At 56.0% G+C, this 19,370-nt stretch carries 23 protein-coding genes and 2 tRNA genes; 9 read left to right on the top strand and 16 right to left on the bottom strand.

Going from position 1 to position 19,370, the window contains the following annotated elements; genetic code table 11:
* Positions 1–2 precede the first annotated feature (2 nt).
* Both Q3H59_RS13150 and Q3H59_RS13145 read right to left on the bottom strand, forming a co-directional pair.
* On the bottom strand, positions 3–464 hold the full coding sequence (locus tag Q3H59_RS13150; RefSeq protein ID WP_101760917.1) for a methylglyoxal synthase: 462 nt from the start codon (positions 462–464) through the stop codon (positions 3–5).
* 68 nt (positions 465–532) lie between these two features.
* The gene (locus Q3H59_RS13145) at positions 533–1,159 is read right to left on the bottom strand and encodes a DUF2057 family protein (protein ID WP_192234368.1); all 627 of its coding nucleotides are present in this window, start codon (positions 1,157–1,159) and stop codon (positions 533–535) included.
* A 177-nt stretch (positions 1,160–1,336) separates the two neighbouring features.
* Between Q3H59_RS13145 and Q3H59_RS13140 the strand changes: the two genes are divergently transcribed.
* Positions 1,337–1,750 carry a CoA-binding protein gene (locus tag Q3H59_RS13140; protein WP_101760915.1) on the top strand — a complete coding sequence of 138 codons (414 nt, stop codon included), beginning with the start codon at positions 1,337–1,339 and terminating at the stop codon, positions 1,748–1,750.
* A 31-nt stretch (positions 1,751–1,781) separates the two neighbouring features.
* Here Q3H59_RS13140 and hspQ read toward each other — a convergent pair whose 3' ends face one another.
* Both hspQ and rlmI read right to left on the bottom strand, forming a co-directional pair.
* Positions 1,782–2,099 (bottom strand): heat shock protein HspQ, encoded by a 318-nt coding sequence (hspQ, locus tag Q3H59_RS13135; RefSeq protein ID WP_008101422.1) that lies wholly within the window; start codon positions 2,097–2,099, stop codon positions 1,782–1,784.
* 59 nt (positions 2,100–2,158) lie between these two features.
* Positions 2,159–3,349 (bottom strand): 23S rRNA (cytosine(1962)-C(5))-methyltransferase RlmI, encoded by a 1,191-nt coding sequence (gene rlmI, locus Q3H59_RS13130; protein WP_309835267.1) that lies wholly within the window; start codon positions 3,347–3,349, stop codon positions 2,159–2,161.
* Positions 3,350–3,434: 85 nt separating this feature from the next.
* On the opposite strand from rlmI, the gene yccX reads away from it, so the two are divergent.
* The gene (gene yccX, locus Q3H59_RS13125; protein ID WP_137385522.1) at positions 3,435–3,713 is read left to right on the top strand and encodes an acylphosphatase; all 279 of its coding nucleotides are present in this window, start codon (positions 3,435–3,437) and stop codon (positions 3,711–3,713) included.
* Here the strand turns inward: yccX and tusE are convergent, their stop codons facing one another.
* Together tusE and yccA are read right to left on the bottom strand one after the other, a co-directional pair.
* On the bottom strand, positions 3,714–4,040 hold the full coding sequence (gene tusE / locus Q3H59_RS13120) for a sulfurtransferase TusE (RefSeq protein WP_280172659.1): 327 nt from the start codon (positions 4,038–4,040) through the stop codon (positions 3,714–3,716). It abuts the gene before it with no gap.
* Positions 4,041–4,138: 98 nt separating this feature from the next.
* Positions 4,139–4,792 carry an FtsH protease modulator YccA gene (gene yccA / locus Q3H59_RS13115; protein WP_007887332.1) on the bottom strand — a complete coding sequence of 218 codons (654 nt, stop codon included), beginning with the start codon at positions 4,790–4,792 and terminating at the stop codon, positions 4,139–4,141.
* 222 nt (positions 4,793–5,014) lie between these two features.
* Between yccA and Q3H59_RS13110 the strand changes: the two genes are divergently transcribed.
* The 3 genes from Q3H59_RS13110 (at position 5,015) to agp (ending at position 7,088) form a co-directional block, all read left to right on the top strand.
* Positions 5,015–5,102 (top strand) — tRNA-Ser (locus Q3H59_RS13110).
* Between the two features lie 36 nt (positions 5,103–5,138).
* Positions 5,139–5,226, top strand: a tRNA-Ser gene (locus tag Q3H59_RS13105).
* Positions 5,227–5,483: 257 nt separating this feature from the next.
* Positions 5,484–7,088, top strand: a complete 1,605-nt coding sequence (gene agp, locus Q3H59_RS13100; RefSeq protein ID WP_192413819.1) for a bifunctional glucose-1-phosphatase/inositol phosphatase — start codon at positions 5,484–5,486, stop codon at positions 7,086–7,088.
* Positions 7,089–7,136: 48 nt separating this feature from the next.
* Here agp and Q3H59_RS13095 read toward each other — a convergent pair whose 3' ends face one another.
* From Q3H59_RS13095 to wrbA, 3 genes are read right to left on the bottom strand one after another with little or no spacing between them, the layout of a single operon-like run.
* Positions 7,137–8,510, bottom strand: a complete 1,374-nt coding sequence (locus Q3H59_RS13095) for an NAD-dependent succinate-semialdehyde dehydrogenase (protein WP_101760910.1) — start codon at positions 8,508–8,510, stop codon at positions 7,137–7,139.
* A gap of 56 nt (positions 8,511–8,566) precedes the next feature.
* Positions 8,567–8,797, bottom strand: coding sequence for a YccJ family protein (locus Q3H59_RS13090; protein WP_007887329.1), 231 nt, complete (start codon positions 8,795–8,797; stop codon positions 8,567–8,569).
* Positions 8,798–8,818: 21 nt separating this feature from the next.
* The gene (gene wrbA, locus Q3H59_RS13085) at positions 8,819–9,418 is read right to left on the bottom strand and encodes an NAD(P)H:quinone oxidoreductase (protein WP_222181764.1); all 600 of its coding nucleotides are present in this window, start codon (positions 9,416–9,418) and stop codon (positions 8,819–8,821) included.
* Positions 9,419–9,715: 297 nt separating this feature from the next.
* On the opposite strand from wrbA, the gene Q3H59_RS13080 reads away from it, so the two are divergent.
* Complete coding sequence (locus Q3H59_RS13080; protein ID WP_061717065.1) at positions 9,716–9,880, top strand: general stress protein; 165 nt, start codon at positions 9,716–9,718, stop codon at positions 9,878–9,880.
* Between the two features lie 109 nt (positions 9,881–9,989).
* Positions 9,990–10,904, top strand: a complete 915-nt coding sequence (locus Q3H59_RS13075) for a DMT family transporter (RefSeq protein ID WP_110865876.1) — start codon at positions 9,990–9,992, stop codon at positions 10,902–10,904.
* Here the strand turns inward: Q3H59_RS13075 and rutG are convergent.
* Genes rutG through rutA form a run of 6 tightly spaced genes read right to left on the bottom strand, consistent with a single transcriptional unit; the run spans position 10,901 to position 15,851 of the window.
* Entirely contained in the window at positions 10,901–12,226 is a 1,326-nt protein-coding gene (gene rutG / locus Q3H59_RS13070) for a pyrimidine utilization transport protein G (protein ID WP_110865877.1), read from the bottom strand. The genes Q3H59_RS13075 and rutG overlap by 4 nt on opposite strands.
* Before the next feature lie 45 nt (positions 12,227–12,271).
* Positions 12,272–12,793, bottom strand: a complete 522-nt coding sequence (gene rutF, locus Q3H59_RS13065) for an NADH-dependent FMN reductase RutF (RefSeq protein WP_309835255.1) — start codon at positions 12,791–12,793, stop codon at positions 12,272–12,274.
* A 15-nt stretch (positions 12,794–12,808) separates the two neighbouring features.
* A complete protein-coding gene (rutD, locus tag Q3H59_RS13060; RefSeq protein ID WP_309835253.1) occupies positions 12,809–13,612 on the bottom strand; it encodes a pyrimidine utilization protein D in 804 nt (267 codons plus the stop codon).
* Positions 13,612–14,007: a pyrimidine utilization protein C gene (rutC, locus tag Q3H59_RS13055; RefSeq protein WP_110865880.1), complete on the bottom strand. Its 396-nt coding sequence runs from the start codon at positions 14,005–14,007 to the stop codon at positions 13,612–13,614. Before rutC ends, rutD begins: the two co-directional genes overlap by 1 nt.
* Positions 14,008–14,049: 42 nt before the next feature.
* Positions 14,050–14,760, bottom strand: coding sequence for a pyrimidine utilization protein B (gene rutB, locus Q3H59_RS13050; protein ID WP_110865881.1), 711 nt, complete (start codon positions 14,758–14,760; stop codon positions 14,050–14,052).
* Complete coding sequence (rutA, locus tag Q3H59_RS13045; protein ID WP_049851054.1) at positions 14,760–15,851, bottom strand: pyrimidine utilization protein A; 1,092 nt, start codon at positions 15,849–15,851, stop codon at positions 14,760–14,762. The genes rutB and rutA overlap by 1 nt, the downstream gene beginning before the upstream one ends.
* Before the next feature lie 307 nt (positions 15,852–16,158).
* Here rutA and rutR point away from each other — a divergent pair, with 307 nt between their 5' ends.
* Both rutR and Q3H59_RS13035 read left to right on the top strand, forming a co-directional pair.
* A complete protein-coding gene (rutR, locus tag Q3H59_RS13040) occupies positions 16,159–16,794 on the top strand; it encodes an HTH-type transcriptional regulator RutR (protein WP_110865882.1) in 636 nt (211 codons plus the stop codon).
* A gap of 23 nt (positions 16,795–16,817) precedes the next feature.
* Positions 16,818–17,792: a metal-dependent hydrolase gene (locus Q3H59_RS13035; RefSeq protein WP_309835249.1), complete on the top strand. Its 975-nt coding sequence runs from the start codon at positions 16,818–16,820 to the stop codon at positions 17,790–17,792.
* A 101-nt stretch (positions 17,793–17,893) separates the two neighbouring features.
* Here Q3H59_RS13035 and cycA read toward each other — a convergent pair whose 3' ends face one another.
* A complete protein-coding gene (gene cycA / locus Q3H59_RS13030; protein ID WP_101760901.1) occupies positions 17,894–19,285 on the bottom strand; it encodes a D-serine/D-alanine/glycine transporter in 1,392 nt (463 codons plus the stop codon).
* Positions 19,286–19,370 lie beyond the last annotated feature (85 nt).

The raw sequence follows: 19,370 nt of genomic DNA, 5'->3' as shown, positions 1-19,370 counted from the left end.
GATTAGGGTTTCAGGCGTTCGGCGAGATAACGCTGATAGTCTGGAATCTGAATCTCAATCTGTTGGGCAAACTTCGGTGACTGGATAATAAAATCTGCGGTGGTGCGGTTATTGGCCACCGGGATATTCCACACCGTGGCGAGGCGCAGCAGCGCTTTGACATCTGGATCGTGCGGCACCGCATTCAGCGGATCCCAGAAGAAAATCAGCACATCAATTTTACCTTCCGAAATCAACGCCCCCACTTGCTGATCGCCGCCCATCGGGCCGCTTAGCATGGCGTTAACATCCAATCCGGTATGACGATTAATCAGATTGCCGGTGGTGCCGGTAGCGTACAACACATGCTGTTGCAGCGTGCTTTGGTTGGTTTGCACCCACTCCAGCAGCGAGGCTTTACAGTGATCGTGTGCAACGAGGGCGATATGTTTCTGAACCTGAAGGGTACGAACGGTCTGCTCCATAGGGCTTCCTGTTTCTTCTCATGCATTATGTGTTAATGCAGGAGTTTACCCCTGGCGTTTCATCACTATCAACTTGCGCGTAAGGTTTTCATCCAGCTAATAAAACGCAGACGTGTGGCGGCATCAAAACGCTTGAACCAGCCATGCAAAGAGGGAAGATCGCTAACGTCTTGCCAGGCGTAATCCAGATTCAACTGCGCCTCGCTGGCGCTCAGCGAATGTAAGGCAAAACGCGGAACCGAAGCGGCGTGGGCATCACGATTATAATTCACCATCGCCTTTTCGAAATCGTTATCACCTGGCTTCGGCAAATGGTCGCGCAGGCTGGTGATTTCTATGCCGCGTTCATCAATCAGTTGAAAGTTGAGGGTTTTGTCGAAGGTGGTACGTTCACGACGATTAGTGAGCGCAGGCAAGCGAATTGCCACCGAATGGGCATTGGCGCTGAAAGTGACAATCATCGGCACGGATTGAAAGTGCGCGGCGTCAGTGCCCGGTTTTTCCACACGAAACAGAAACTGATGCTGCCCACGATCCAGCTCAAGGCTGCCTGCGCCTTTCAACAGCGAACCAGAAATTTTACGCCCGTCCAGCACCAGCAGTTCGATCTCGGGATCGAGCTTGAGAGTGATGGCCTGGCATGAGGCTGATACGAGCAACAGCAGTAAACCCGTAGCAGTTAAAGACAGCTTCATTTCAACTCCCGGCAGAAGGGGGTAAATCGATTATGTGTAGCAAAGTATTACATTATGGCAGTAAATTTACATTTTTACATATTTATTCGTGCTGCTGCGCAAAGTTCTGGTGACCAACAGTTGCAGCCTGATGCGCAATGCCATCTACACTTAAGCGAATGAACCAGGAGAAAAAAGATGAATGATCAAACGATTCGCGATGTTCTGACTAAAACCAAACGTATCGCGTTAGTGGGCGCCAGCGACCGCCCCGATCGCCCGAGCTATGGCGTGATGAAATATTTACTTGATCAGGGATACGAGGTGATTCCGGTGAGTCCTAAATTGGCGGGACAGCAACTTCTTGGTCAAACCGCCTATGCCACGCTGGCGGATGTACCCGGAAAAGTGGATATGGTAGATGTGTTTCGCAATGCCGAAGCGGCGTGGGGCGTTGCGCAGGAAGCGATCGCCATTGGAGCGGATACGCTGTGGTTACAGCTGGGCGTGATTAATGAGCAGGCGGCGGTGCTGGCGCAAGACGCGGGTATGACCGTGATAATGGATCGCTGTCCAAAAATTGAAATTCCTCGGCTGGGGATTAGGCACTAAAACAGAAACGGCGACCTGAGTCGCCGTTTGATTAATGTCTCAGGCTGGGTGCCTGCAGCTGTTGCCGAATTGACGCGGCCAGCTCATCCATTGAAGGTTGTTCGGGATGTTCGAAGGAGGTTTCCCCCGCCAGCTGAACTTCAGCGACATAGGTATGCACCTGATCGCCTTCTTCATCTTCCATCACCACATGATACCAGGGCGCGGCGCGCAGCGTTTCGCTGGCAGCGACATCATCAACTTCTGGCTCATCAAGCGAAAACTCCGGATCGACATCCACGATAACGCCGAGCACCCCGGAGAGACGATGTCGGACCTGCTGTCCAATTCCAAATTTAGTCGTAATCATTGTGACCTCCCAAAAGACTGCCCTGTAACCAATATGGAGGCAGGGACAGCGTTTTCAAGTCACAGCACGCGGCAGGCAAAACCTTTCAGATAAAGCCCTTCAGGATAGCTGGCGATCACTGGATGGTCGGCTGCCTGACGGAACTGCTCTATAAATTGTACATCACGACCGGCATCAACGGCGGCATCAGCGATGATTTTCTGGAACAAATCGGTTGGCATCAGGCCAGAACAGGAGAAGGTCAGCAATACGCCACCGGGATTCAACAGCTGAATGGCCAGCATATTGATATCTTTATAGCCGCGACACGCGCCCATCAACTGATTTTTATTTTCAACGAATTTCGGTGGATCCATGACGATCAGGTCGAACTTTTCGCCGCTGTCGCGATAACGACGCAGCAGTTTGAACACATCGTCACGCACAAACTGGGCACGCGACACATCCAGACCATTGAGTTCAACGTTCTGTTTCGCCACGTCGAGTGCGTCTTGCGAAGTATCAACGCTAATCACTTCACAACAGCCGCCCATCAAGGCAGAAACCGCAAAACCACCGGTGTAAGAGAAGCAGTTCAGCACGCGTGCATTATCTGAGTAGCCACGCGTGGCAAAACGGCTGTCACGCTGATCAAGGTAATAGCCGGTTTTATGACCGCCCTGAATATCCACCAGCAGCTTCATGCCGTGTTCAGTAATCGGCAGCAGCGGTGGCGGCAGTTCACCCGAAACCGGCCCTTGCGCCAGCTCCAGTCCCTCTTTTTTACGCACCGCCACGTCTGAGCGATCGTAAATAGCGCAATCCGGGAAACACTGCTGTAAGGCGGAGACGATGGCCGGACGCTGATACTCGGCACCCGCAGACAACAGCTGCATCACCAGGAAGTTGCCGAAGCGATCGATGGTTACGCCCGGCATGCCATCAGACTCACCGGCAATCAGGCGATAGCTGTCCAGCCCATCACGTTTCGCCAGCCAGTCACGCCACAGCTGGGCTTGCTCAAAGCGGCGCACGAAGAAGGTGATGTCGATTGACTCATCCTGTTGCCAACTCCAGACGCGTGCGCGAATTTGTGATTGCGGAGAATACGCGGCGCGAGCCAGCCATTTGCCATTGCAGTCACAGATATCAATGGTTTCACCAGACTGGGCTTTACCTTCCATACGTGCAACGGCACCAGAGAACACCCACGGATGGCGGCGGAGCAGGGATTTTTCACGTCCCTTTGTGAGAATCAATCGAACGGTCATAGTTTGCTATGCTTACCTGAAAAAATGAGGCGCCATTTTCCGGCGGATGGCGGCAAATTGCAACGCAAGGTGATGGGAGAACGCAATGGTTACCACATGCTGTAAAATTTGGGTGCACGGCATCGTGCAGGGCGTGGGGTTTCGCTACCACACCCAAGCGCAGGCCAGAGAATTGAATCTTAACGGTTATGCGCACAATCTGGCGGACGGCAGCGTTGAAGTGCTGGCGTCCGGTGAGGCGCAGCAGGTTGATGCATTAATCAGTTGGCTCAAAGCGGGTGGGCCGCGCAGCGCGCGGGTGGATAAAGTTCTGGTGGAGCCGCATCAGCCCAGGGAAATGCCGACCCGATTCACCACCGGCTGATTACAAGCATTTCGCCGGTTTTGGCAATCCAGCAATTTTGGTCGCCTGCTTGGCCGGGCCTTCCGGGAAAAGACGGAACAGATAGCGGCTGTTGCCTTTCTCCTCGCCATACTTTTGCGCCATGGCTTTCACCAGCATGCGCACCGCCGGCGACGTATTAAACTCCTGGTAAAAGTTGCGCACAAAGTGCACTACTTCCCAGTGCGCGTCACTCATCACGATCGCTTCTTGCTTCGCGATGGCAGCAGCCAGCGGCTCGCTCCAGTCCGCGCTATTTTTCAGATAGCCTTCCGCATCGGTGGCAATCTCTTTACCAGCAAAATTCACAGTCATTCCTCATGGCGTTAATCGACACATTGTAAATTCGCCCGGCCATAAAAAGCAAAAACCCCGCCGAAGCGGGGTGTAATAACTATTGCAGCAGCTTAATCGCGGTTAGCGAAGCCCAGCAGGCTTAACAGGCTAACAAAAATGTTATACAGCGAAACGTACAGGCTTACGGTAGCGCGAATGTAGTTGGTTTCACCACCGTGAATAATGTTGCTGGTTTCCCACAGGATGGCACCGGCAGAGAAAAGGATGAACAGGGCGCTAATCGCCAGATGCAGCGCAGGCAGTTGCAGGAAGATATTAGCAACCACCGCCACCAGCAGCACGACAAAGCCGGCCATCATCATGCCACTCAGGAATGACATATCGCGGCGCGTGGTCAATACGTAGGCCGAGCAACCGAAGAACACCAGCGCGGTGCCGCCCAGCGCCATAGCGATCACATCACCCATGCCTGCAGTGAGGAACGAGCTCAGGATTGGACCAAGGCAGTAACCGAGGAAGCCGGTGAAAGCGAAGGCCGCCAGAATACCTGCCGGGCTGTTAGCCAGTTTATGCGTCAGGAACATCAAGCCATAAAAGCCGACCAGCATCAGAATCAGGCCCGGTGAAGGCAAGGCAAACACGGTGCTGAGTGTGGCTGTGACGGCCGAGAAGGCCAGCGTAAAGCCGAGTAACAGATAAGTATTGCGCAGCACCTTGTGGGTGCTGACTAACGATTGCTGCGACGAGCTAAAAATTCTTTCCATCATGCGCTCCTTAAAGAGAGAAACACCAAATATGGCTCGAGGATACGCAGCGCCTGAAAGACAGAAAAGGCGTTTTACCCATCTTTACGCGATAAATTGCTGTTTCGCTGAGCAGAATGGCGAAATTGACGCCGAAAAAATAGAATTTGGCTGTTTTTCAGCCGAACGATTCATTGCAGGCTTTACATCGTTATGGGGGATGTTTATAGTGCGCCTCATTGCGGAGGGGTGGCCGAGTGGCTTAAGGCAACGGTCTTGAAAACCGTCGATGGGAAACCATCCGAGAGTTCGAATCTCTCCTCCTCCGCCATTCACTCTTGCAGAGTGACGCAACAAAAAAATCCCCGGAGGGATGGCCGAGTGGCTTAAGGCAACGGTCTTGAAAACCGTCGATGGGAAACCATCCCAGAGTTCGAATCTCTGTTCCTCCGCCATATTAAAGAAGCCCGCAGAAATGCGGGCTTTTTGCTTTTCTGCGTTCATAAATTCCGAAAAACATCGCGTTGCTTTTCCATCTGCTGCCGTTCCCCGACGCCACGCGCGTTAACTGCTATATTCCATGCACGGTTTTTTGCAAACATCTGGCGATTTTCCGATGCAAGCTGAGTTACACTGTGCGGTAATTCGCTCTTTGGCGGGCTAATCGTTTGAAAGCCAGAGTGTTTCACTGATGAATTATGGAATAGGCACAATGATCAAGAAACTGAGTCTTTGCGCGTTGTCAGTCATCGCTGCGCTCCCGATGGGCATGTCCGCCTATGCTGCGGATGGAGATATGCAACTCCAGCAGGTGCTGATGTTAAGCCGTCACAATCTGCGTGCGCCGCTCGCCAACAACGGCAGCGTACTGGAACAATCCACCAAAAAGAGCTGGCCGCAGTGGGATGTCGCGGGAGGTGAGCTCACCACCAAAGGTGGCGTGCTGGAAGTCTACATGGGGAATTATACCCGTCAGTGGCTGGCACAGCAGGGCTTAGTCCAGAACGGGACTTGCCCGGACAGCAGCAACATCTTTGTCTACGCCAACAGCCTGCAGCGCACCGTGGCGACCGCGCAGTACTTTATCACTGGCGCCTTCCCTGGCTGTGATATCGCGGTCACGCATCAGGATGCGATGGGCACCATGGATCCGATCTTCAATCCGGTCGTCACCGACGGCAGCGATGAATTCAACAAGAAAGCCCTGGCTGCCATGACCGCGGCTAATGAAAAGCTGGCACTGAAGCCTGCCTTCCAGCATCTGGAAAAAATCGTCGACTACAAATCTGCCCCTGCCTGTAACGGCAAAAAGCAGTGTGATTTGAGCAGCGGCGATAACACTTTCAGCGCGGATAACGGTAAAGAGCCGAACGTAAGCGGTCCGCTGAAAATCGGCAACTCGCTGGTGGATGCGTTTACGCTGCAATATTACGAAGGTTTCCCGGCCGATCAGGTTGCCTGGGGCCAGATCAAAACGCCTGAACAGTGGAAAGAGCTGGCGTCGATCAAAAACGGTTATCAGGATGCGCTGTTCGCCTCTCCTGAAGTGGCGCGCGAAGTGGCCGCACCGCTGGTGGATTACATCCGCAGCCAGTTAGTCGATCAGGATAAAGCCAACGCGCCAAAAGTGACGCTGATGGTTGGTCATGATTCCAACATCGCCTCCTTACTCAGCGCACTGCAGGTTAAGCCTTATGAACTGCCGGGCAACGACGAGAAAACGCCGATTGGCGGCCAGGTAGTATTCGAACGCTGGCACGATGTGAAGAACAACAAAGATCTGCTGAAAATTGAGTACGTCTATCAAACGGCCGATCAACTGCGCGATGCCGATGTGCTGAGCCTGAAAAATCCACCGAAGCGCGTCACGCTGCAACTGGCGGGCTGCGAAACGGATGCCAACGGCTACTGCAGCTGGGATCAATTCATCGGCGCATTGAATGGCGCTCTGCAAGGTACGCCACTGCAGCCTGCTGCGGCAGAACAGCCAGCACCTGCGGCCGCAGCACCAGCCGCAGATGACGCTAAGCAGAAAGCCGATCAGACTGCTGCGGATAAAGCAGCCGCAGACAAAGCAGCAGCGGATAAAGCCGCAGCACAGAAGGCTGCAGACGCGAAAGCGGCTGAAGAGAAAGTGAAGGCGGATAAAGCGGCCGCGCAGAAAGCGGCAGACGATAAAGCCAAAGCGGAGAAAGCCACTGCCCAGAAAGCAGCGGATGACAAAGCCAAGGCTGATGCGGCAGCAGCACAGAAAGCGCAAGCCGATGCTACGCCAGCCAAATCAGAAGAACCGGCCAAAGCAGCGACCAGTAACTGAGTTTGCTGCTCAAAGAAAACCCCGCCGCGGCGGGGTTTTTTGTGCCTGTTAACCGGCGACGACCACCAGTTTTTGGTTGGCGAACTCTTTAATCCCCAGATCCGATAACTCACGTCCGTATCCGGAACGTTTCACGCCACCAAACGGCAGTTCTGCTGAGGTATCGCTCTGCGAATTGATAAACACCATGCCGGTTTCAATCTGCGATGCCATCTTACGGCCGCGCGCAATGTCTTTGGTCCAGACTGAACCGCCCAGGCCGTAATTTGAATCATTCGCCAGTGCCACAGCGGCACGATCGTCCGCCACCACATACACCTGTGCTACCGGGCCAAAGAACTCCTGATAGTAAGCAGGATTGTCTGGCGTCAGACCGGTGAGCACCGTTGGCTGGTAATAGCAGCCGACACCATCAATGGCGCGTCCACCAAACTCCACGCGCGCGCCATTTTGCACCGCTTCCTCAACCTGCTTCACTAAACGATCGCGCGCATCTTTTGAAGAGAGCGGACCAAGCGTGGTTTTCTCATCAAGCGGATCGCCCGGCGTGGCCGATTGCAGAGCCGCGCTAAATTTGGCCATAAACGTATCGGCAATTTTCTCATGCAAAATAAAGCGCTTGGCGGCGGTACAGACCTGGCCGCAGTTACTGAGGCGAGCTTGCGCACCCTGACGTACCGCTTCATCGATATCGGCATCGTCCAGCACCACAAACACATCGTTACCGCCCAGCTCCAGCGTCGATTTCTTCAAGTGTTTACCGGCCTGTTCCGCCACGGCACTACCGGCGCGTTCGGAACCCGTCAGCGCCACGCCTTGCACGCGCGGATCGGCAATCAAATCCGCGACTTGATCGGTGGAGATAAACAGGTTGGTCCATGCGCCTTTTGGCGCACCGGCTTCTTCTACCAGCTTTTCAAACACATCGGCGCAGTGCGGCACGATATTGGCGTGTTTCGCCAGCACCGGATTGCCGAGCGCCAGGTTTGGCGCCAGCACGCGCATCAGCTGATAGTAAGGGAAGTTCCACGGCTCAACCGCGACGATCACGCCAATCGGATGGTACTCAAGCCAGGCATCGCCCACATCGCTGGCGTAGGGTTGCGGCTGTAAAAATGTCGCGGCATGTTCAGCGTAGTAGCGGGCGATCTGCGAACAGATTTTTACTTCACCACGGCTCTGGCCAATCAGTTTGCCCATCTCTTTACTGGCGATGGTCGCCAGCTCTTCGGCCCGTTGGTCAATCAAATCGGCTAAACGGTGTAGCACCTGCAGACGCGGTTGGATATCGCCTTTACTCCACGCGGAATGATAAAGCGCATCTGCGGTTTCCAGCGCCTGTTGTGCATAGGCATCATCGTGCTCGTTCCACGCTTTTAGCAGTTGGTTATTGGCTGGATTGATACTTTGATAGGCTGACATACAAGGCTCCTTGGTGATGTAAAGGTAACAAAGGCGGGACAATGCCCGCCTGCAATTTAAACGTTTTTGCGCTCGACCGTTTTATCGTCCCAGGTCAGAACATCCTGGTCGGTCTTTTTGAAGGCGCGAATCAGCACTTCATCGCTGCCTTGCTGGCTCCAGATCTGCTCGGCTAAACGTTCGTCGTAGTTGGCTACCTCAAAAATGGCTTCAGCGATTTCGCGTGAAGTGTGGCGCAGTGATGCCCATTCGCCTACGTGATGCTCTTTCGACTGTTCTGTTGTCATGAAGGTCTCCTGTTGTGGATTTTATCCCTGTAGCTTTACCGCCAGTCCGGCGACGTGTTGGCCCTGAAAACGGGCAATATCCAGTTCTTCCGCCGAAGGTTGACGTGATCCATCTCCGCCCGCCAGCGTGGTGGCGCCGTAGGGCGTTCCGCCGCGTACGTGGGAGATGTCGAAGAGTTCTTTAGTGCCATAACCGATGGGAACAATCACCATGCCGTGATGGGCGAGGGTGGTCCAGACGGAAGTGATGGTCTGCTCCTGGCCGCCGCCGGTACCGGTGGAAGCAAAGACGCTGGCGATTTTGCCGTACAGCGCGCCCGAAGCCCACAGGCCGCCAGTGCGATCCCAGAAGTTACGCATCTGCCCCGCCATGTTGCCGAAGCGCGTGGGCGTGCCAACGATGATGGCATCGTACTGCGGCAAATCTTCCGGTTTCGCTTCAGGCGCGGCTTGGTTCACTTTGCCGCCAACCTGGGCGAAACGCTCGGCATCCATGCTTTCCGGCACGCGCAATATCGTAACTTCCGCGCCGCTCACGCTCTTTGCACCGTCGGCCACGGCTTGCGCCATGGTTTCAATATGTCCGTACATCGAATAATAGAGCACCAAAATCTTTGCCATGGTTTTCATCCTGCTGGGGTGGTGAGTAATCAAAAGTATAGAAGAGCCTGCGCAGGCTGCTGTACAGAGGTTAAGCAGGTGCCAATAAGTGTCGGCTAACCGCTTGTAACGCGGCGGTAAATTTGCTTTTTCGCAGTGAAATGAGTGAATTATCTGTTTCAAATTGTGAATATCAGGCCGATCTCACCGCTGCGCTGTCTATTATTTAATCAGGTGTGCGGAATATCCGCCGCCAGGCTTTTCACGGCAGCATCGTGATAAGCCCCTAATCTGGATGCTCAATCCGTGGAGGAAATGATGGCCGAACATCGTGGAGGATCAGGCAATTTCGCAGAGGACCGTGAAAGGGCCGCAGAAGCGGGTCGCAAAGGCGGCAAAAACAGCGGGGGTAATTTTAGAAACGACCCACAGCGCGCGTCTGTAGCCGGTGAAAAAGGGGGACGCAGCCGCGGCAAGAAATAGCGCGACTGACCGTTAATCCCCGGCCGCCGGGTTCGCCCGGCGGTGACAGGCATTGCAATTTCCCCGCTCTCTGAGCAAACTGACCGCCAACTGATTATTCTGGTGCGTTATGTCCGCTTCTTCTTCTCGTCTCAGCCTGCGTATTTCGCGTCAGGAGTTGGTGCTCATATTTATTACCATGGTTTGGGGTGGCACTTTTTTGGTGGTACACCGGGCGATGGCCCATTCCGGTCCGTTCTTTTTTGTGGGATTACGTTTTGCTACGGCATCGCTGCTGCTGGCCTTTTTCTTCCGTCGTTATCTCAAGCAAGTTACCTGGCTGGAAATCAAAGCCGGCGCGCTGATTGGCCTGTCGATTGCCGGCGGCTACGGTCTGCAAACCTGGGGCATGCAAACCATTTCCAGCAGTCAGTCGGCGTTTATCACCGCGCTCTACGTGCCGGTGGTGCCGCTGCTGCAATGGTTATTCCTGCGCCGTCCGCCGGGATTGATGGCGTGGCTGGGCATTTTGCTGGCGTTTACCGGTTTAGTGCTGGTGGCGGGTCCGCAGGATGGCAGTTTGACGCTGAATGCCGGTGAAATCGCCACCTTACTGAGCACGCTGGCAATCGCCGCGGAGATCATCCTGATCAGCCGTTATGCCGGACAGGTCGATGTGCGCCGCGTCACGCTGATTCAGCTGATGGTGGCATCGGCCTGCGCCTTTGTTCTGATGATCCCGAATGGCGAATCGGCTCCTGCCATGTCAACGCCGTTGCTGCTGAGCGCGTTGGGGCTGGGTGCGGCCAGCGCCTTAATTCAGGTGACGATGAACTGGGCGCAACGCAGCGTTTCACCGACGCGTGCCACGGTGATTTACGCCGGTGAACCGGTGTGGGCGGGCGTGGTAGGGCGTTTGGCGGGCGAGCGTCTACCTGCTGCTGCGCTGCTGGGCGCGGCACTGATTGTTTGTGGGGTGATCGTCAGCGAACTGCGTATACGCCGCAAGAAAGCGGTGCCCGATCAGGCACCGCTCGAGCCTTAAGGGTGTTGCCGTGCCGCCTCGTTCGCCAGCGCGGCGCCGCGACGTTGTAAAATCGCGTTCAGGATGATGGCACCAAAGGTGGCGGTGCCGATGCCGCCAAGGGTGAAGCTGCCAATCTTCAGCGCAAAATCACCGGCGCCCAGCACCAGCGTGGTCGCCACCATGATCAAATTGCCATTCTGATTAAAATCCACATGGTTCTGCACCCAAATGCGTGCGCCTGCCACCGCAATCAAACCAAATACTACAATCGATGCGCCACCAATCACCGGACCGGGAATGGTGTGGATTAGCGCGCCAAATTTCGGTGAGAAGCCAAGCACCAAAGCGATCGCCGCGGCGGCCACAAAGGCCAGAGTTGAATAGACTTTGGTCACCGCCATCACACCGATATTTTCCGCGTAGGTGGTGACACCGCTGCCGCCGATTGAGCCCGACAGCATGGTTGCCAGACCGTCACCGACAAAGGCGCGGCCCATCCAGGGATCGAGATTGCGCCCGGTCATGCCCGCCACGGCTTTAATGTGCCCGAGGTTTTCCGCTACCAGAATGATCGCCACAGGCGCGATCATCACGATGGCCTGCATATCAAAGATGGGTGCGGTGGTGTGCGGCAGGCCAAACCACGGTGCGTTGGCAAGGCCGCTGAAATCCACCGGTTTGCCGAAGCCCATCACGTTGGTTAGCAGTGCATAGATGGCCCACGCGACAATCAGGCCGACCAGAATCAGCAGGCGCTGGATCATCCCGCGCGTGAATACCGCCACCAGACCAATGCACAGCACCGTCATCACCGCCATCCAGCTGTCAAACATCGAGCCGGACACACCGTGCACCGCAATTGGCGCCAGGTTCAGACCAATCGCCATCACCACCGCGCCCGTGACCACCGGCGGCATCAGACGCTCGATCCAGCCGGTGCCGACCTTCATCACGATCAGGCCAATCAGCGTATAGAGCGCGCCGCAGGCAATCACGCCGCCCAGCGCCAGCGCCAGGTTGGGGTTGAGTCCCTGACCGTTAAAGCCGGTTACCGCGATGATTACGCCGACAAACGCCGCGCTGGATCCGAGATAACTGGGTACGCGCCCGCCGGTGACCAGGAAGAACAGCAGCGTACCGATGCCCGAAACCAGAATCGCCAGATTGGGGTCCAGTCCCATCAGCAACGGCATCAGCACCGTTGCGCCAAACATTGCCACAGCATGCTGCAGGCCAAGGACGACCGTCTGCGCAAACGGCAGCGTTTCGTCCGGCGCAATCAGCCCATCATCGGTCATGGCTGACTTTTTTTGCCAGCGGGGGAACCAGGAACTCGCCATCGTCATCTCCAGGGTGTCAGTGAAAGCGGGCCGCACAAGGCGGCGTTAGCGGGCGTCCTGCCGTAAAAGGTGATGATAGCCACGGTCAAACCATGCCAGACCGTGCGTTTCATCATTGCGTACCAGCGCCTGCACTTCGCAAAACAGAATGTCGTGCGTGCCCACGCTGACCACTTGTGCCACTTTGCAGTCAAACGACACCAGCGCGCCGTCTAACAGCGGTGAACCGCTGGCCAGCGTGTGCCAGTCAGCGGCGGCAAAGCGTTCTGCCATCGGCGTTTTGCCGCCAAATAGCGTCGAGAGATCTTCATGCCCGGCGGCCAGGGTGTTAACGCAGAGATAACCGTTGTCGCGAAAAATCGGCCACACCGACGCTGAGCGATTAAGACAAACCAGCAGCGTAGGCGGCGTATCAGTAACGCTGCACACCGCCGAGGCGGTAAATCCGGCGCGTCCAGCGGGACCTTCGGTGGTGATGATATTCACCGCCGCGCCTAAGCACGCCATCGCGTTACGAAACGCATCGCGTTCTACACCGGGTAAAATTGGCAGTTCATGCACGCTCATTGGCGGCTCCTGTGATTAGCTGGCCGCTCGCTGGGCAGGCGCAGCCGTATCGGCCAGCCAGCGCAGCAGCAGCGCATTAAAGTTGTCGGCATCGGTGACGCTCATCGCGTGTCCGCCCCGGGCCATCTCAATCAGGCTGCCGTTGGGCAGCGCCTGCGCCAGCTGCGGTGAGCAGCTCCACGGCACCAGCAGATCGTCCTGGCTGCAGATCGCTAACACTGGCTGGGAGATGCGCGCCACATGTGCGCGGAAATCCGCGCTTTTCAGCGCATGCAAGCGACGCAGCAGGTTTTCCATGCCCTGGAAATGGGCGACATGGTGCGCATCTTCAGCGTTAATGCGCTCCTGATTGCGCGCCAGCCATTCCGCGGGATAGAGGAACAGCGGCTGCGCACGCACAAAGGCTTCGACGCCGACGTTCATCAGCAGATCCTGACGCACCTGGAAGCAGCGCTGCGTGTGCGCATCCAGCGAAAGCCAGCCGTTGATCACCACCACGCGGCCCACGCGCTGCGGGAAGTCCAGCGCCAGTTGCAGGCCGATTAAGCCGCCCAGCGCATGGCCGATAATGTCGTAATGTTGAATGCCGTGCTGTTCCAGCGTTTCTGCCAGTTCCGCCGCCATCATCGTCATGCTGTAGCCGTCCGGCAGCGTATCGGTACTGCGGCCGGTGCCGCGCTGATCGTACGTCACCACGCGATAATGCGGCGTCAGCGCCGCCAGCTGCGGTTGCCAGAAACCGGCGACGCCGCCTAAACCGGAAGCGAGCACCAGCGTCGGCGCATCTTCAGCGGTTGAACCCTGGATCTCCAGATGCATCAGGCCTCCTGTTTGCCGATATGCGCCACGGTGGCGATTTCGATCAGCGCATCCGGTTTCACTAAGCCGCACTGAATGCAGAAGCGCGCCGGTTTATCACCGGGGAAGTATTCGGCGTAGATCTGATTAATCGCTGCGTAGTTGCTCCAGTCGGTGAGAAAAATCGAGTTGAAGGTCACGTCGTCCATGGTGCCGCCGGCAGTTTCGATCACCTTTTTAATGGTCTCCAGCACGTGACGCGTTTGCGCGGCGGCATCACCGACGTGCACCACGTTGTTGTTGGCATCGAACGGCAAGGTGCCGGAGACGTAGACAACGCCGTCAGCTAAGGTGCCGGGCACGAATGGCGCAATGGGCGTACCGGTGCCGGGCGGAATAATCACACTTTTAGGCATGGCGAAATCCTCTTCTTATCGGTTTGCAGGTGAATCGAGGCGTTAGCTTTTCAGCGTTTCGCAGAACGTGTCGGTATCGCTGACCCAGCCAAAAAACGTTTCGATATTGAAAATGGCCGCCTGCTGGGCAAACGCCGGGCCCGCCTGATAGGTCGCGTCTTCCAGCACCACGCCGAAATATTCCAGGAAGAAGCCGTCACGCAGCGTCGATTCCACGCAGACGTTGGTGGCGATGCCGGTAAACACCAGATGGCGGATGCCACGGCTGCGCAGCATGCTGTCGAGCGAGGTATTGAAGAAGCCGCTGTAGCGCGGTTTCGGCAATACGATATCGCCGGCCTGCGGCACCAGTTCATCGACCAGTGCATAATCCCAGCCGCCTTTTGACAGCAGCGTGCCTTGCAGTTCCGGGCGCTTGCGCATGGTTTTCAGCGCATTAGATTTGTGGAAGTTGGGGGATCCGGCATCACCGGCTTCAACGTATTGGTCGTCCCAACCGTTCTGAAACCAGATGATCTGCATCCCGGCGGCCCGCGCTGCGGTGACCGCCTGATGGATTTTGGCAATCACCGGCTTGGTAGCGGAGACATCAAAGCCCGCCAGATCGAGATAGCCGCCTTGCGTGGCGTAGGCGTTCTGCATATCCACCACAATCAGCGCACTTTGCGCGGGCGGCAGCGCGATGGCTTCCGGGCGCGCCGGCAAGGTGACGTTCGGTAAACTTGAGGTATGGGCGCAAACAACGGTACTCATCAGGCAACCTCCTGCTGGGATGCGATTAAATCGTGGCGACACTGCATTAAGGGCTGGATACGTTCACCGAAATCTTCGATGCCTTGCAGGAAGTCATCGAAGGTGAGCAACACGCCTTGCGTGCCATCGACTAAAGCAACCTCATCCAACATTCGTGCCACATTGGCGTAAGAACCCACTAATGTGCCCATGTTGATGTTGACGGCGGAGGTCGGATCGGCCATCTGGCGCACGTTGGTGTCGCTGCCAGATTTGGTGTCCTGCTGACTTTGCGTGGTGAGCCAGGCGAGCGCCTCTTCATCGGCGCCGGCTTTGTAGTGTTCCCATTTGGCGCGTGCGGCTTCGTCGCTTTCGGCGGCAATGATCATAAACAGCACATAGGAACCGACGTCGCGCCCCGCTTTATCGGCAGCTTGCTTCATACGCGCGGCAGTTGGCGCGAAGGCAGTTGGCGTGTTGACGCCTTTGCCAAAGCAGAAGTTGTAATCGGCGTGCTGCGCCGAGAACGCCATGCCCGCATCGCTCTGACCGGCGCAAATCACTTTCATCGGTTTCTGCGGCTGCGGGCTGACGCGGCAATCGTTCATGGTAAAGAACTCGCCCTTGAAGTCGCTCTGGCCGGTGCCCCACAAATCGCGCAGCACGGTGACGTATTCGGTCAGATATTGGTAGCGGCTGGAGAAGTAAGCATCGCCCGGCCACAAGCCCATCTGCTCGTACTCGGGTTTCTGCCAGCCGGTAACGAGGTTGACGCCGAAGCGGCCATTCGAGATGGAATCAATGGTGGAGGCCATACGCGCCACAATCGCGGGCGGCAAGGTCAGCGTGGCGGCGGTGGCGTAGATTTCGATGCGTGAGGTCACCGCCGCGAGTCCCGCCATCAGCGTGAAGGATTCGAGGTTGTGATCCCAAAACTCGGTTTTGCCGCCAAAGCCGCGCAGTTTGATCATCGAAAGGGCAAAGTCGAAATGATAATGCTCTGCTTTCAGCACGATCTCTTTGTTCAGTTCAAAAGTCGGTTTGTACTGCGGCGCATGGGTGGAGATCAGCCAGCCGTTATTACCAATCGGGATAAAGACGCCAATTTTCATGTGAAACCTCTCTGCATTAGACGGGGACTGCTTCACGCGCTGCGCTGCTTCCTGCACGCATCCTGCGGGCGGCGCTCCATCACAAAATTGCAAAGGCTGTGCCACATTTTTAAAAGAGATAAATAACAATGCGTTAAAAGTATCGCCTGTTCTAAACTGGAGTAATTGGTCCATTTCAGACCGTTTGGTCAAAACGTTTTGCACGTTTTTCATGCGCCGCATGGTCAAAAAAGGTGCAGGCGGGCGATTAGGCAGGAAAGAAGGCCTTTGTTATGATGCGTTGACGCAGGACGGAAGAGGTAACAGTGTGAAAAGCGATGAAAAAAAACCGGGACGCCGTTCGCGAGCGGTCGCCGCAAAGCGGGCAGCCATTCTGGAAGCGGCGTTAACCTTCTTCTCGCAATACGGTATTCACGGCACCAGCCTGGATAAAGTGGCGGAGCGCGCCGACGTCTCCAAAACCAATTTGCTGTATTACTATCCGTCGAAAGAAGTGCTGTATGTGGCGGTTTTGAAAGAGATTCTTGATGTGTGGCTGGCGCCGCTGCGCGCGCTGCAGCACGATCACGATCCGCTGACCGCGATACGTCAATACATTCGCCTTAAGCTGGAAGTCTCGCGTGATCATCCGCAAGCTTCACGGTTGTTCTGCCTTGAGATGTTACAGGGCGCGCCGCTGCTGAAAGGTGAACTGGCCGGTGATTTAAAAGCGCTGGTGGATGAGAAAGCGGCGATTATCGAACAGTGGATCGCCGAAGGGCGGCTGGCGGGCGTGCAGCCGCAGCACCTGTTTTTCCTGCTATGGGCGACTACGCAGCACTATGCGGATTTCGCCTCACAGGTGGAAGCGATTACCGGCCAGACGTTGAACGATGCGGCGTTTTTTGAACAGACGCTGGAAAACGTGCAGCGCATGATAATTGAAGGGATTCGCGTGCGCTGATCCCGCGTTTTCAAGGAGAGTGCATGGATTCGTTATCACAACTGACATTAGGCGCGGCGGTCACCGTTGCGGTGATGGGCAAGCGCGTCCCGCTGTGGCAAGCGGCGCTGGTGGGCGCGGTGGCGGGCACCTTGCCGGATCTCGACGTGTTTATCGATCACGGCGATGCCATCCGCAATATGACGCTGCATCGCACCGAAAGTCATGCGCTGATAATCCTCACCTTAATTGCACCGCTGCTCGGCTGGCTGGTGGCCGGTGCGACACGCAGTCGCGCGCACTGGCGCGGCTGGACGCTGGCGATGTGGCTGGCGCTGGTGACGCATCCGCTGCTGGATCTCACCACCGTTTACGGTACGCAGCTGGGCCTGCCGCTCACCGATTTCCCTTATGCCATTGGCAGCATATATATCATCGATCCGTTGTATACCTTGCCGTTGCTGATTGCGCTGCTCGTCGCCCTGTGGCGACGTGACGCGGTGGGCTTGCGCTGCAATCAGGCGGGATTATTGGTGAGTACGCTCTATCTCGGCTGGAGCATGGTGGCACAGAGCATGGCGACGCAACACATTGAGCAAGCGCTGGCGCAGCAATCAGTGCAGCCGGAGCAACTGCTGGTGACGCCGACCGCATTTAATACGCTGGTGTGGCGCACGGTGATCATGACGCCAGAGCGTTATGGCGAAGCCTATTGGTCGCTGTTGTCACCGGGGCGTCCGCTGCAGATAAGCTGGCACGATCGTCAACCCGCGCTGTTTGCGCCGTTCAAAGGGCAATGGCACGCCGAGCGTGTGGCGTGGTTTAGTCATGGGTTTTACGCAATGAAACTGCAGGGCGATCGCACGTTGTTCAGCGATTTAAGGATGGGGGAAGAGCCGAGTTACACCTTTACCTTTAATCTGGGATCGCCGCAGTCGCCGGAGCTAGCGCCACAGCGAGTGCCTTCGGTGCGTCCTGCATTGGGTGAGGCGTGGCGTAAGCTGCGGGAGAGATTGTGACTTCGTGGTGAAGCGTGTTTGCTGATGAGGTGCGCTTTCTGTCAAAAAAGAAAAAGGCTGCACTTTCTTTCAAAAGGCAGCCTTAACGTAGCCGTAATAAATCAGGCTTTACGACGACGTAACAACCAGCCCATGGTCAGCATCACAAACCACAGCGGCGTGACCATCAGCGCCTGACGGGTATCTTCCTGCAGCGTCAGCAGCACCAGCACAAAGGCGAAGAACGCCATGCATACCCAGCACATAAACTTGCCCAGCGGCATTTTGAACTTCGATTCAGCATGACGCTGTGGATGCTGCTTACGATACGCCAGATAGCTGCACAGGATGATGGTCCAGACGAACATAAATAGAATCGCCGACACCGTAGTGACCATGGTGAATACCGTCATCACATCCGGAATCAGGTAGATCAGCGCCACGCCCGCCAGCAGACACAGACAAGAGAAGAACAGGCCGGTGGTTGGCACCGCACGCGCCGAGAGGCGACCAAAGGCTTTATGCGCTACGCCTTGTTCCGCCAGGCCGAACAACATGCGGCTGGTGGAGAAGATGCCGCTATTGGCGGACGAGGCGGCGGAGGTCAGCACCACGAAGTTGACGATGCTGGCGGCGGCAGGCAAGCCGATCAACACAAACATCTCAACGAACGGGCTGCGATTCGCCAGCACCTGATTCCACGGCGTCACCGCCATGATCACCATCAGCGCCAGCACGTAAAACATAATAATGCGCAGCGGAATGGCGTTAATTGCACGCGGCAAAACTTTGTGCGGATCTTTGGTTTCTGCTGCCGCGGTGCCGACCAGCTCAATGCCGACAAAGGCGAAAACCGCAATCTGGAAGCCAGCAAAGAAGCCGCTCAAGCCTTTCGGGAACATGCCGCCGTGATCCCAGATGTTGCTCAGGGACGCGGTGCCACCGTTCGGCGACGGATAATGCATGCTCACCAGCACAATGCCGGTGATGATCAGCGCCACAATGGCGACGATTTTGATAATCGCGAACCAGAACTCCATCTCACCAAACAGCTTCACCGTAGCGATATTCAATGCCAGGAAGACAAAGACGCACAGCAGGGCGCTCATCCAGATGGAGAAGTCCGGGAACCACAGCTGGAAATAGGCGCTGATGGCCACCACGTCGGCAATGCCGGTCACCACCCAACAGAACCAGTACGTCCAGCCGGTAAAATAGCCCGCCCACGGACCGAGTAAATCGGCAGCGAAATCGCTAAAGGATTTGTATTCGAGGTTGGACAACAGCAGTTCGCCCATGGCGCGCATGACGAAGAACAGCATAAAGCCAATGATCATGTAGACGAAAATGATCGACGGGCCCGCGAGGCTGATGGTTTTACCCGAACCCATAAACAACCCGGTGCCGATGGCGCCACCGATAGCAATTAACTGAATGTGACGATTATGCAGGTTACGCTGGAGTTTATCCGGCTGTTCGGCCGTAGCGAGCGCCTCTTTTGATTGATCAACCATAAATTTTTCTTTCCTGTCGAGATGTTGTGTCAGCTCTATTGGCTGTTTTGCCCGTCATACTTTAAGCCGCAGATGCGTTGGCTAC

This window comes from Pantoea sp. SORGH_AS_0659, assembly GCF_031453915.1.
Lineage (GTDB): Bacteria > Pseudomonadota > Gammaproteobacteria > Enterobacterales > Enterobacteriaceae > Pantoea > Pantoea leporis.
The sequence above is the reverse complement of the archived record's forward strand: the minus strand, read 5'-3'. Positions and strand labels throughout refer to the sequence as shown.

Coding starts and splice junctions, on each gene's coding strand:
- Q3H59_RS13150 (WP_101760917.1), bottom strand. CDS start 464: ATGGAGCAGACCGTTCGTACCCTTCAGGTTCAGAAACATATCGCCCTC.
- Q3H59_RS13145 (WP_192234368.1), bottom strand. CDS start 1,159: ATGAAGCTGTCTTTAACTGCTACGGGTTTACTGCTGTTGCTCGTATCA.
- Q3H59_RS13140 (WP_101760915.1), top strand. CDS start 1,337: ATGAATGATCAAACGATTCGCGATGTTCTGACTAAAACCAAACGTATC.
- hspQ (WP_008101422.1), bottom strand. CDS start 2,099: ATGATTACGACTAAATTTGGAATTGGACAGCAGGTCCGACATCGTCTC.
- rlmI (WP_309835267.1), bottom strand. CDS start 3,349: ATGACCGTTCGATTGATTCTCACAAAGGGACGTGAAAAATCCCTGCTC.
- yccX (WP_137385522.1), top strand. CDS start 3,435: ATGGTTACCACATGCTGTAAAATTTGGGTGCACGGCATCGTGCAGGGC.
- yccA (WP_007887332.1), bottom strand. CDS start 4,792: ATGGAAAGAATTTTTAGCTCGTCGCAGCAATCGTTAGTCAGCACCCAC.
- agp (WP_192413819.1), top strand. CDS start 5,484: ATGATCAAGAAACTGAGTCTTTGCGCGTTGTCAGTCATCGCTGCGCTC.
- Q3H59_RS13095 (WP_101760910.1), bottom strand. CDS start 8,510: ATGTCAGCCTATCAAAGTATCAATCCAGCCAATAACCAACTGCTAAAA.
- Q3H59_RS13090 (WP_007887329.1), bottom strand. CDS start 8,797: ATGACAACAGAACAGTCGAAAGAGCATCACGTAGGCGAATGGGCATCA.
- wrbA (WP_222181764.1), bottom strand. CDS start 9,418: ATGGCAAAGATTTTGGTGCTCTATTATTCGATGTACGGACATATTGAA.
- Q3H59_RS13080 (WP_061717065.1), top strand. CDS start 9,716: ATGGCCGAACATCGTGGAGGATCAGGCAATTTCGCAGAGGACCGTGAA.
- Q3H59_RS13075 (WP_110865876.1), top strand. CDS start 9,990: ATGTCCGCTTCTTCTTCTCGTCTCAGCCTGCGTATTTCGCGTCAGGAG.
- rutG (WP_110865877.1), bottom strand. CDS start 12,226: ATGGCGAGTTCCTGGTTCCCCCGCTGGCAAAAAAAGTCAGCCATGACC.
- rutF (WP_309835255.1), bottom strand. CDS start 12,793: ATGAGCGTGCATGAACTGCCAATTTTACCCGGTGTAGAACGCGATGCG.
- rutD (WP_309835253.1), bottom strand. CDS start 13,612: ATGCATCTGGAGATCCAGGGTTCAACCGCTGAAGATGCGCCGACGCTG.
- rutC (WP_110865880.1), bottom strand. CDS start 14,007: ATGCCTAAAAGTGTGATTATTCCGCCCGGCACCGGTACGCCCATTGCG.
- rutB (WP_110865881.1), bottom strand. CDS start 14,760: ATGAGTACCGTTGTTTGCGCCCATACCTCAAGTTTACCGAACGTCACC.
- rutA (WP_049851054.1), bottom strand. CDS start 15,851: ATGAAAATTGGCGTCTTTATCCCGATTGGTAATAACGGCTGGCTGATC.
- Q3H59_RS13035 (WP_309835249.1), top strand. CDS start 16,818: ATGGATTCGTTATCACAACTGACATTAGGCGCGGCGGTCACCGTTGCG.
- cycA (WP_101760901.1), bottom strand. CDS start 19,285: ATGGTTGATCAATCAAAAGAGGCGCTCGCTACGGCCGAACAGCCGGAT.